General features: G+C 54.0%; 8 protein-coding genes and 1 pseudogene. 6 read left to right on the top strand and 3 right to left on the bottom strand.

Annotation, left to right across the window (positions count from 1 at the left end):
* Positions 1–188: pseudogene (locus tag AB5Y85_RS13200) on the bottom strand (IS3 family transposase); the annotation flags it as partial.
* Positions 189–384: 196 nt separating this feature from the next.
* Between AB5Y85_RS13200 and AB5Y85_RS13195 the strand changes: the two are divergent.
* From AB5Y85_RS13195 to AB5Y85_RS13175, 5 genes are all read left to right on the top strand, one after another.
* Positions 385–936, top strand: a complete 552-nt coding sequence (locus tag AB5Y85_RS13195; RefSeq protein WP_257687846.1) for a cytochrome b — start codon at positions 385–387, stop codon at positions 934–936.
* A 444-nt stretch (positions 937–1,380) separates the two neighbouring features.
* Positions 1,381–2,844, top strand: a complete 1,464-nt coding sequence (gene guaB / locus AB5Y85_RS13190) for an IMP dehydrogenase (protein WP_005360033.1) — start codon at positions 1,381–1,383, stop codon at positions 2,842–2,844.
* 84 nt (positions 2,845–2,928) lie between these two features.
* The gene (gene guaA, locus AB5Y85_RS13185; RefSeq protein ID WP_129504193.1) at positions 2,929–4,518 is read left to right on the top strand and encodes a glutamine-hydrolyzing GMP synthase; all 1,590 of its coding nucleotides are present in this window, start codon (positions 2,929–2,931) and stop codon (positions 4,516–4,518) included.
* Positions 4,519–4,897: 379 nt separating this feature from the next.
* A complete protein-coding gene (locus tag AB5Y85_RS13180) occupies positions 4,898–5,170 on the top strand; it encodes a hypothetical protein (protein ID WP_005337011.1) in 273 nt (90 codons plus the stop codon).
* Between the two features lie 160 nt (positions 5,171–5,330).
* Positions 5,331–8,282, top strand: a complete 2,952-nt coding sequence (locus AB5Y85_RS13175; RefSeq protein WP_368221558.1) for a KAP family NTPase — start codon at positions 5,331–5,333, stop codon at positions 8,280–8,282.
* Between the two features lie 314 nt (positions 8,283–8,596).
* On the opposite strand, the gene AB5Y85_RS13170 is transcribed toward AB5Y85_RS13175, so the two are convergent.
* Together AB5Y85_RS13170 and AB5Y85_RS13165 are read right to left on the bottom strand one after the other, a co-directional pair.
* On the bottom strand, positions 8,597–9,424 hold the full coding sequence (locus AB5Y85_RS13170; RefSeq protein ID WP_257688131.1) for a bifunctional transcriptional activator/DNA repair enzyme AdaA: 828 nt from the start codon (positions 9,422–9,424) through the stop codon (positions 8,597–8,599).
* 51 nt (positions 9,425–9,475) lie between these two features.
* The gene (locus AB5Y85_RS13165) at positions 9,476–10,240 is read right to left on the bottom strand and encodes an SDR family oxidoreductase (protein WP_257688132.1); all 765 of its coding nucleotides are present in this window, start codon (positions 10,238–10,240) and stop codon (positions 9,476–9,478) included.
* Positions 10,241–10,559: 319 nt separating this feature from the next.
* Here AB5Y85_RS13165 and AB5Y85_RS13160 point away from each other — a divergent pair, with 319 nt between their 5' ends.
* Positions 10,560–11,930, top strand: coding sequence for a leucine-rich repeat-containing protein kinase family protein (locus AB5Y85_RS13160; protein WP_257688133.1), 1,371 nt, complete (start codon positions 10,560–10,562; stop codon positions 11,928–11,930).
* Positions 11,931–12,253 lie beyond the last annotated feature (323 nt).

Here is a 12,253-nt window from a genome sequence, read left to right as displayed (position 1 = left end):
GAAGCCCCCTGGCTCCAATCTTGCCGACCATGTTTACGCAACCATACCAGAACGGTGGAGCGGCCCTGAATGCCATAACGCACCTGAGCCTGTTTGTAGGTGAGCTCGCCTTTTTCAATCTGCTCGACCAGTGACAGTTTAAAAGTCAGCGAGTAATCGCGCTGTGTCCGTTTCACACCTTGTCCCATCGGGTTCTCTATTTATTGGGGGGAAAGGTGTAAACCATATTCAGGACGGGACAGGCTCCCGATAAAAGCCCTCGCGCTTGCCCGCATCTGGCCGCGTTGCAGCTTGCCTAGATGCCGTTGATCTCTCAGGTGCTGCTGATGTTCACGGCGCCACCATCTTGACCTGCGTTCACTCGCCCCCTGTTTGGAGTAGCTTATGAATCCCTCAACCCGCTTAAGTTTGACTACCCGTTTGCTGCACTGGTCGGTTGCCTTGCTGATGATTGGCCTGACCCTTGTGGGTTATCTGATGGTTAAATTTGAAATATGGGATCTCTATGCCCTGCATAAATCTCTGGGGGTGATTGCACTGATCTTGATCCTGCCCCGCGCCATTCTCCGCCTTGTTAAAGGGTGGCCTGAGCCTGTGCGTCAATATCCTGTTTACGAGGCATTGGCAGCCAGGGCGATCCACTGGGGTTTGCTGATTTCAACGCTGCTTATTCCGGTGTCTGGTCTCTGTTATTCCGCAGCGGCTGGCCGAGGTGTCGCGATATTTGGCTGGTCTATTATCCCGATGAATCCAGATATTCATGATCCTGCCAACGTGATTCCATTCAGTGAGTCCGTTCGGGATATTGCTCACACAATCCATATTTATTTGCCATATGTTATGCTGGCATTTTTGCTGGTGCACATTGTCGGGGCATTGAAACATCATCTGCTGGATAAAGATAATACCTTGTTGCGGATGATGGGGCGAAAATAATAAAGAGAGGCAACCATTGTTGTGCCATAAAATATATTTTGGCAGCGGGCGAAATTTATTATCCAGCCCGAGCAAAGAACATTGAGAAGAGAATGATACCGGTGCGAGTGGTCGCCGCGAGGGCAAGAGACAATACAAGGACACAAGACAAGGGGAGGGTGGTCAGAGGCCGTTTGCCCCCTGAGCCCCTGTCGATCATCCCGTTGCATGGGGGTTGAGCTGCGTCGGCACCTACCGGTTTTGCATAAATCACCGGCTAGCCAACTCTTTTGCCCCGAAATGGCGCTTTTCGTACTGATAATCTTGGTTTTTTGGCGTTTTGGCCGCCTAAAAGAGGGCTATGCCATAAAAAATTCAAAAAACTTCTTTACCAGTGACCAATGCGTGAGTAAACTTCGTCGGCAATATTTTACACCCCCACTTCCTCAACGGTGAGATATTGCCATGCTCAGGATTGCCAAAGAAGCGTTAACCTTCGACGATGTACTGTTGGTTCCCGCCCACTCCGAAGTTCTTCCCAATACTGCCGATCTGCGTACCAAGCTGACCTCCGCCATCAGCTTGAACATCCCGATGATTTCCGCTGCCATGGACACAGTGACCGAAGCCCGTCTGGCTATCGCACTGGCCCAGGAAGGCGGTATCGGCTTTATCCACAAGAACATGTCCATCGAGCAGCAGGCTGCCGAAGTGCGCAAGGTCAAGAAGTACGAGAGCGGCGTGGTGACTGACCCCGTTACCGTGCGCCCTGACATGACCATCGCCCAAATCAAGGAGCTGAGCCACAAGAATGGCTTCGCCGGTTACCCCGTGGTGACTGACGGCAATCAGCTGGTCGGTATCATCACCGGCCGTGACGTGCGCTTCGTGATTGACCTCTCCCAGACCGTTGAACAGATCATGACCCAGAAAGATCGTCTGGTCACCGTGCGTGAAGGTGCCCCTCGCGAAGAGGTGGTTGCCCTGATGCAAAAGCACCGTATCGAAAAAGTGCTGGTTGTGAACGCCGACTTCAAACTCAAGGGCATGATCACCGTTAAAGATTTCCAGAAAGCCGAGCGCAAGCCGCACGCCTGTAAAGATGACAAGGGTCGTCTGCGGGTCGGTGCTGCGGTCGGTGCCGGTGCCGGTAACGAAGAGCGCGTCGCTGCGCTGGTAGAAGCCGGTGTTGACGTGCTGCTGATCGACTCCTCCCACGGCCACTCCCAGGGCGTGCTGGATCGCATCAAGGCTACTCGCGACGCCTATCCGGATCTGCAGATTATCGGTGGCAACGTGGCGACCGCCGCGGGCGCCAAGGCGCTGGCTGCTGCCGGTGTCAACGCCGTCAAGGTCGGTATCGGCCCGGGCTCCATCTGTACTACCCGTATCGTGACCGGCGTGGGCGTGCCCCAGATCACTGCCATCTCCGACGCCGTTGACGCGCTGGAAGGCACCGGTATTCCGGTGATTGCCGACGGCGGTATCCGCTTCTCCGGCGACATCGCCAAGGCCATTGCCGCGGGCGCCAGCTGCGTCATGGTGGGTTCCATGTTCGCCGGTACTGAAGAAGCGCCGGGCGAGATCGAGCTCTATCAGGGTCGCTCCTTCAAATCCTACCGTGGTATGGGTTCCCTGGGCGCCATGTCCAAAGGTTCCAGCGACCGCTACTTCCAGACCGACAACGCCGCCGACAAGCTGGTACCGGAAGGTATCGAAGGTCGCGTGCCGTACAAGGGTCGCCTCAAAGAGATCATCCACCAGCAGATGGGCGGCCTGCGCTCCTCCATGGGCCTGACCGGCAGCGCCACCATCGACGACATGCGCACCAAGGCTGAATTCGTGCGCATCTCCGGCGCCGGGATGAAAGAGTCCCACGTCCACGATGTGACCATTACCAAAGAAGCCCCCAACTATCGGATGGGCTGATAAAACGGGGCCCTGCGCCCCGTTTTTCCACCCTTTTTTTATCCCGTGCCCTTTGTGACAACATCAGCCTGATGCAGGAATAAAATGACTAAAGACATTCACCAGCACCGTATCCTTATCCTCGACTTTGGTTCCCAGTACACCCAACTGATCGCCCGCCGCGTGCGCGAAATCGGCGTTTACTGCGAACTGTGGGCCTGGGATGTGACCGAAGAGCAGATCCGCGAATTCAATCCGAGCGGCATCATCCTCTCCGGCGGCCCCGAGTCCGTCACCGAAGCGGGCAGCCCGCGCGCCCCCGAGTATGTGTTCAACGCCGGTGTCCCTGTGTTCGGTATCTGCTACGGCATGCAGACCATGGCCGAGCAGCTGGGTGGCAAGGTGCAATCCTCTACCGAGCGTGAATTCGGTTACGCCAAGGTGGAAGTGCTTGGCGAAGCTGGCAAGAGCAGCGCGCTTTTGCGCAACATCGAAGATGCCATCGCCGACAACGGCAATGCCCTGCTGGATGTCTGGATGAGCCACGGTGACAAGGTCACCACCATTCCGGCCGACTTCACCACCATCGCCCAGACCCCGACCTGCCCCCACGCGGCCATGGCGTGTGAGGCCAAGCGCTTCTACGGCGTGCAGTTCCACCCGGAAGTGACCCACACCCGTCAGGGTGCCCGCATGCTGGAGCACTTCGTCAAAGACATCTGTGGCTGCGAATGCCTCTGGACCCCGGCCACCATCATCGACGACGCCGTTGCCCGCATCCGCGAGCAGGTGGGTGACGATGAAGTGATCCTCGGCCTCTCCGGCGGTGTCGACTCCTCCGTGGTCGCCATGCTGGTACACCGCGCCATCGGCGATCGCCTGACCTGCGTCTTCGTGGACAACGGTCTGCTGCGTCTGAATGAAGGCGAGCAGGTGATGGAGATGTTTGGTGACCACTTTGGTCTGAACATCATCAAGGTTGAAGCCGAAGATCGCTTCCTCTCCGCCCTGGCCGGTGTTGACGAGCCGGAAGCCAAGCGCAAGATCATCGGCCGCGTCTTCGTTGAAGTGTTCGACGACGAAGCGAAAAAGCTGAAAAACGCCAAGTGGCTGGCGCAAGGCACCATCTATCCGGACGTTATCGAATCCGCTGCCAGCAAGACCGGCAAGGCCCACGTCATCAAGTCTCACCACAACGTCGGCGGCCTGCCGGAAGAGATGAAGATGGGTCTGGTCGAGCCGCTGCGCGAGCTGTTCAAAGACGAAGTGCGCCGCGTTGGCCTCGAACTGGGTCTGCCCTACGACATGCTCTACCGTCACCCGTTCCCGGGCCCGGGTCTGGGTGTGCGCGTCCTTGGCGAAGTGAAGAAAGAGTACTGCGATATTCTGCGCCGCGCCGATGCGGTCTTTATCGAAGAGCTGCGCAAAGCCGACCTCTACAACCAGGTCAGCCAGGCGTTCGCCGTCTTCCTGCCGGTGCGCTCCGTTGGCGTGATGGGCGATGGTCGCAAATATGACTGGGTCATTGCCCTGCGCGCCGTCGAAACCATCGACTTTATGACCGCCCACTGGGCACATCTGCCGTACGACTTCCTCGGTCACGTATCGAACCGCATCATCAACGAGATCAACGGTATCTCCCGCGTGGTGTACGACGTTTCCGGCAAGCCGCCTGCAACCATCGAATGGGAATAAGCAGCTCGCGCCCTTCAGTCCTTCGAGCATAAAAATGCAAAAAGACGCCCTTGAGGCGTCTTTTCTTTTCTCAATCGTTTGCGCCACACATCTTCTTTTTTCGAGCAGCTTTTTTGCCACCTTGCCCCTGTCATATGTGACAGGGGCATTTTTGCCATCTCGCACTAGGCTCTCTCATGCCAATTGAGCCCGCTGTCAACAGTGGCTCGTGGCTGGGGGGAGGGCTGATCCAGTTGCAGATAGCTGCGCAAACGGGCCCATCGTCATCGCGCCAACCGGCAGTGATGATACCCCGGTGGAGACCGGAAACCACTTGAATCAACGGGGCGCAGCCCGAACGGCCAAACGAGTCGGGATCATAGAGCACGGAGAGTTTGATATGTCAGAACAAGCAGTGTTGGTGGGTGGATGGACCGCATATCACAAGCTGACCGCCGAGGATCAGGCGGTATTTGATCAGGCGCTGAAAGGATTTGTCGGGGTGCAGTACGTACCCTTTGAAGTCTCCACCCAGGTGGTGGCTGGCACTAACTACCGCTTCAAGTGCAAGAGCACAGTGCCGCTTGCCAAACCGATCCATGGTGAAGCCGTGGTGCAGATCTTCAAATCACTGGACGGGGATGCCCATATCACCTCCATTACCCCGATTTGATTAGGTGGTGGAGCAAGGTGGGGAGGGGGAGATTTCCTAACCGGTTTGCTCCAAATCCTGAAAATATGAAAGACGCCTTGGGGCGTCTTTTCTTTTTCCAATTGTTCGTGTGTTAAAGTGTCTTTCCTAAAACTGCAAGTCACATAGAAAGGAGAAGTCGATGGCGAGTAAACCTTCAGCGATGAAGATGCCCGAGTTATTGGTTTTCGCGAGGATGCTCTTTATTGGCTTTGTTGGAGCTGAAGTTGCACGTCTCTTTTTCCTCTTGGGAACTAGCTTCGCACTGCACATTGTTGACGTTTCTCTATACCTAAAGGCAATTGGTATAATAACTGGCTTATGTATTTGCCTGCTTTATGCAGTCAAGCGAAATGCTCACTTGGCAGTTATGCGTATAGTTCGTAGTTATCGTATTGATTTACTTGCAGGTGTAGTTATTGGCGCTTGGTTAAGCAAATTAGCCTCACCTTGGCTTGCAAAGCTACATGCAGCGTTTAAATCCGCTGATCCACAATGGGCTCCTGCTATTCTCATTTTTTTCTGTGTCATGTTTCTATCACCAATTTTGCAAAGTAGAACACGCTCTAAAAAACAGACTTCACAGCTCTATTTCATAGCAGATGAAGAAATTGATGATAAAAGGGACGATCTTCTGACAAACGAACTTCAGGCTAAGTCGTTTGCTGAGACTGTGCTTGCATCTGACTCTCATCCAGGGTTGATATTTGGGGTTGATGGTCCATGGGGGGTAGGTAAAACAAGTTTTATTAATCTGGTTGAGCGTTATTGGAAAGATGCTGCTGACAAAGTTCTTGTTTGTCGGTTCGAACCGATACGTTATGCATCCGAACCTGATCTTGCTGACCGCCTAATTCGTGATTTATCTGCGGTGATTCAAGAAAAGGTATTTGCGCCAGAATTTAGGCCCGCAGCTTCGAGATATTCCCGCCTCATCAAAGGAAAAGCAGACGTTTCATTCTTGGGGTTCAAGCTTTCGCTAGAGCCTTCTCAGGAAACGATCGATGAACTTCTCGATGGTATTGATGAGGTTTTGCGCCGCATCCATCGGCGTGTAATTATCGTAATTGATGATCTAGACCGTCTGGACGCGAAAACAATAAACAGTGTTTTATTTGCAACTAGGAAGACTTTCAAGCTGTCTCAGGCAACATATGTTCTTTGCTATGACACCGAAGTGCTTACTGGGAATAATGAAGAAGGTGAAAGAGCTCGCGAGTTTTTAGAAAAATTTGTAACAGTAAAGTTAAGCCTATTCGTAGATAGCTCTAGTCTCAGTAATTTTTTGCGGCGAAATTGGCAAGATAGTAATGAACAGCTTAGCCTCGTTCCTTCTGATACCATGTTCAAGCTCGGTACCATTCTTAATGAGCTTGCAGATATTTTTGATGGTGTTCTCGCTTCTGACTATATGCCTTTGATTGGCAATTTACGAAAGTTAAAACGATTCGTCAATGCAATGATCTTAATGCAAATTGAGAAAACAGACTTGGGGAGAACAGATTTTAATAACAAAGATCTTATCAATCTTATATTGTTACACCTTAATTACCCTGGTTTATTTAGACGTATTTATGTAGAAGAGACTGAAGGTAGAAGTGGCTCATTTTCAGTTCAGAAAGATCCCAAAAATAAAGGCTTTATAAATTCAAATGCTTTTTCAGAATTGAAAGCGAACTTGCCAAAGCCTGCTCGATTTTTATTATCGCAGTTATTTGATGTGAGTAATGTTGACATTGGATTTAGCAGTGATATTGATGAAGCTGAACGCCGAACCAGAGCATGCTTTAATAGTAGTGGCTTTAGAAATTTAGAGGCATATCTAAAGCTCATTGTTCGGTTTGCAACACCTGAACCACAACAGACATTTATTCTTTACCAAAAAGCAGTTGCACGGATTAAAAATGGTTCGTTGATTACGTCAATACTAACACTACCGGATTTTGAGTTGACCAATGGAGAATATTCTCATGATCAATTTTGGCGTGTTTTAGTCAACCAGTCTCATGAACTCACAAATACGCAGGCAGCAGATGCGATAAATACGCTTATTGCGTACATACCACGTTACTCAATGTTCAATAATAATGATCAGGGGTTACGTCAGCGTTCAATTTACTCTTTATTACGATTGCTGGATGTTGTCGGTTGGGGCAGTGGGTCTGGACGGCGGCTATCAAATAGTTCTGAAAATGTAATAGAGATTGCGTGGCGATTATTTGGAGAAAATAGCTATCAAGGTAATGGCATACTGCGGAAGCTTATAAGTTCTGAACGTGGTGCTCTTGGTTGGTATGACCTTATGATATTTAGGCTAGAGTGCTCATCTGATCGTGGTGGCCAATTATATAATTTGCAAAAAGCACTTATTGTTCATCAAGATAATAATGCACCTACATCAGGGCTTGTAAGAGATCTTGCTTTGATGGAAATGAGAAAATTATCACAGGAGGTCTTCTTTCTCTTCAAGCAGACTTATATCGATCAACAGAGAAACTTCTTTTCAGAAGTCAATGATGTGCCAGTGGATGTTTATCTTGGTTCGGCTTACTATAAATTTATAGAAGAGGCATTACAAGACCCGACATTAGCAGAAGAGAACTCAATCGCTCGAAGAGTTGCTGTTACACGTAATATAGTAAAAATATTCGTTATATATCAACTTAGTAACAAAAATACTCCTGATGGTTCAGGCGTAGGTTGTGGTTATTATGATGAGAGCGGGAGTGGAGATAATGGTGGAATCGCTCGGTTAGTGAACAATTACGTATTTGATATATGTTTCAACCCTGATAACGATGAAAGAAATATATTTTTATTCCTTGATCACTGTTTGTCACACCTAAGCAGTACATTTTTCTTGGGTAGGGGTGACGATGGATATATTGCAACCAGAGAAACAATTCCTGGGGGGTTGGATCCAATAGCGATGGGAAATTATTGGATTAAAAATCGCGAACTTATCCGAGGACTTAAGCTAAATACTAGCGATAGATGTGTTTTTACATCAAATTATACAGCCTTCTATCGTGATGATCTTGATGGAGTATTCGCTGTGCTTGATGAACTGGCGGCTGAATGTTCTATGTCATGATTGATTACTCGTTACAGTACCGTAGGGTGCAATGAAATTGCACCTCTACTTTTTTTCCTCATTCCTTGCACAAAAGCCGCTCTGCAAATGGTGCAATGCGCTGCGCTTATTGCACCCTACGTATTTCGTTCATCCGCTGGGGTGTCGCTGAGCACCATACCTCGCCAAAGCAGCAAAAGGGGCGATTTGCGCCCCGATTCTTCTGATCTCCCTGCTTTATATCGCCGCCCGCTGTCTGGCGTGGCCTGATTGTCTGCTGACTCACTACCAAGATGCCTGTTTTCCTCATCAGGCCGGACAGAAAAAGGCCACCTTCACTCATACCTCGCCGCTTCCCAGGCGTTTATCGCCTGTTTGCGGGTCTCGCCCCAGTGATAGCCGCCGAGTTTGCCGTTTTGCTGGATGACTCGGTGGCAGGGGATCATCAAGGCGACGGGGTTGGCGCCCACCGCCAGCCCCACGGCGCGGGCGGCCTTGGGGTTGCCGATGGCGCTTGCCACCTGGGCGTAGCTCACCACCTTGGCGGGCGGGATCTGCAGCAGCGCCCGCCAGACGCTGATCTGAAAGTTGGTGCCGCTCACGTGCAAGGAGATGGGGCGATCCGGCGCCTTGCTGCCATCGAACATGGTGTTGATGACGTTCTGGGTGCGTGATGGCGCCTCCCGCAGCTCCGCCTCGGGCCAGCTGTGGGCGAGGGTGGCCAGCGGCGCCTCTGGGGTCTGGTCATCGAGAAACGAGAAGTTGCACACCCCCCGCGGGGTCAGGGCGACGAATGCCTGACCAAAGGGGGTGTCGTGCACCCCGTGATCGATAACCAGCCCGGCCCCGCGCTGCTTGTACTCGCCCGGCGTCACCGCTTCGAGCTGCACGAAGTGATCGTAGAGCCGCGAGCCGCTGCTAAGGCCCAGGGTATCGGCCACCTCAAGCAGGGGGCGCGACTCCTGCAGCAGCGCCTTGGCCCGCTCCAGGGTCAGCACCTGCAGATAGCGTTTGGGCGTCACTCCGGCCCAGCGGCTGAACAGCCGCTGGAAGTGAAAGGGGCTTAAGTGAACGTGCGCCGCTATCTCGTCCAGAGTGGGTTGGCGCTCCACCTGACTTGCGATAAAACGGATGGCATCGGCGATGCGGGCGTAATCAGACATAAGGCGCTCTCACGATAAGGTTTCGGTCGCAGGATCTTGGGGGCGACAAGGTCATGTACGACAAATTGATACCCCACCATCGGCCAGCAGGGCAATGCCGGTGGTAAAGCTGGATGCATCGGACGCGAGATAAAGGGCCGAGCGGGCGATCTCCTCCGGTTGGGCCAGCCGTTTGAGAGCATGCATATTCTGCACAAAGGCGAGGCTCTCTGGCGTATTGGCAAAAGCCCGCCCCATGGGAGTGTCGGTGCCCCCCGGCAGCAGGGCGTTGACCCGCACCCCTTGCGCCCCATATTCGGCAGCCAGCACCCGGGTCAGGCCAATCAGGCCCGCCTTGCTCGCGGCATAGGCCGCCATGCCGGGCAGCCCCAGGGTATGGCCGACAAAGGTAGAGGTAAAAATAAGCGAGCCGCCGTCACGTGCCAGCATGGCGGGGATCTGGTACTTGGCACCCAGAAAGGCGCTGGTGAGATTGGTATCCAGCGTTTCCTGCCACTGCGCCAGTTCAAGCTCCTTTACGCTGCCCGGCGTGCCTGTGGTACCTGCGTTGTTGAAGGCGATATCGAGCCCGCCGAAACGAGTTAGCGCGAGATCAACCAGGTCGCGGGCGTAACTCTCGCTTTTCACATCTCCCGCCAGACTCACCGCCTGGCCCCCCTCATGGCGGATCTCCTCCACCAGCAGATCCAGCTCGGGCTGGCGGCGGGCACCGATGACGACGCAGGCCCCTTCGCGGGCAAACAGGATGGCGCTGGCGCGGCCGATGCCGGAGCTGGCGCCGGTGATGATGGCGACCTTGTTGGACAGTAATGACATGGCAGTTCCCTCGCAGGTGTGTTGTGCGCCAGCTAAGTGGCTCACAGGGTTGGCTGTGGATTGGAACCCCAATAGGTTCCAACCGACTTGGGTTTGGCCCCCACTATGGCAACCGCTCCTCGCCGGGACGACCCGAATCTTGCTCTCTTTGTACCCAAGTCGTTTTGCTACATGTCGATACAGGCCTTCGTGGCAACAAAAGGGGCGAACTGCGCCCCGAATTCTTTATAATGCCCCCCTTTAAAATCGCCGGATCCAGGTTCGGCGCGCTGATGGCTGGCTACACCATCAGACAGATCATCAGGATTGAGAAACGGTTATGCATACTCTGGAACAGCTGCGCGCAGGTGAACTGTGCGGTGCCCGCCATTTGAAGCTTTGTGAAAACCTGACGGAGTTCCCCAGCGAGATTTTGAGCCTGAAAGAGACGCTGGAGGTGCTGGATCTCACCGGCAACCAGCTAAGTACGCTCCCTGACGAGCTGGCCGGTTTTGGCAAACTGCGCATCATCTTTTGCTCCGAGAACCGCTTTACCGAGCTGCCCGAGGTGCTGGGACGCTGCCCGGCGCTGACCATGGTGGGCTTTAAGGCCAACCAGATCGTCACAATTTCGGCCAAGGCGCTGCCTGCGGGGTTGCGCTGGCTGATCCTGACCGATAACGCAATTGAGCAGCTGCCCGATGAGCTGGGCCAGTGCGACGCCCTGCAAAAGCTGATGCTGGCGGGCAACCGCCTGCGCGAGCTGCCTGCGAGTCTTGCCAACTGCCGCCGTCTTGAGCTGCTTCGCATCGCCGCCAACCGCATCGAACGCTTCCCCGAGTGGCTGCTCTCGCTGCCGCGCCTTTCATGGCTCGCCTACTCCGGCAACCCCTTTAGCGAAGGGGAGGAGGCGCGGGCCATCGATGATGCCCATGTCACGCCCATTGCCTGGGAGACGCTGGCGCTGGGCGAGCTTCTGGGACAGGGAGCATCCGGCGTTATCCATCGCGCCACCCTTGTGGCTAATCCTGCTGATGCAGTGACTCAGGCGAGCGATAGAGCCGATGCCAGTCAGGTGGCGGTCAAGCTGTTCAAGGGGGCGGTGACCAGCGACGGGCTGCCCCGCTGCGAGATGGCGGCATCGCTGGCGGCGGGCACTCATTCCAACCTTATCAAGGTGATAGGCAAGGTGGCGGATCACCCCTCCGGTATTCCGGCGCTGGTGATGGAGCTGATCGACCCGGCCTTTGCCAATCTGGCCGGGCCGCCGAGCCTAGACTCCTGCACCCGGGATGTCTATCCAGAGGAGCTGCATCTGAGTGTGCCGGATGCGCTGGCGATGGCCCACGGCATTGCCTCGGTAGCGGGCCATCTGCACCGCGCGGGCATCATGCACGGGGACCTCTACGGCCACAATATTCTGTTTGCCCGTGGGTTTGACGCCCCGGCTCGCGCTCTGCTGGGGGATTTTGGTGCGGCTTCCTTATATGAGCGCAGCGACCGCGAGCGGGCCGTAGGACTTGAGCGTTTGGAAGTGCGTGCCTTTGGTTGCCTGCTTGAAGAGTTGTTGGCCCATTGCGATACGCAAGACTCACCGCTTGATGGGTTGCATCAGCTCAAAGCGGCCTGCCTCTCGGAACTCCCCGCCGATCGTCCCGATTTTGCTTATATCGAGCGCCAGCTGGCGGCCGCTCGCGCCACGCTGTCGTGATCTTCCTGGCGTTGGCGAGCACGTTTGGCCTGCCAACGTCATTCCCTTCTTTCATTAATGGCTATCAATGCATGATGTATTTGCATGGATAGGTGTGCCTCTGCCTGTCATAAACGTACCCAATAGCGCCGATTGCGACAGCGAGGCGCAGGGCAAGGGAAGGACCCGTCATTTGCCGGATAACACGCAGAGGCTGCGCGGCAAAAAGGGAAGGGCAGAGGGTTGCGCGGTGCCGGTTAAGTTGTGATATTGAGGCATCTTTAGTACAGAAGGGTAATAACGATGGAAGCTGCGTTTTGGCATCAGCGTTGGGAAGAGAACCG

This window comes from Aeromonas sp. R3-1 (assembly GCF_040908345.1).
Taxonomy (GTDB): Bacteria; Pseudomonadota; Gammaproteobacteria; order Enterobacterales; family Aeromonadaceae; genus Aeromonas; species Aeromonas veronii.
This window is presented reverse-complemented; position numbering and strand designations above follow the sequence as displayed.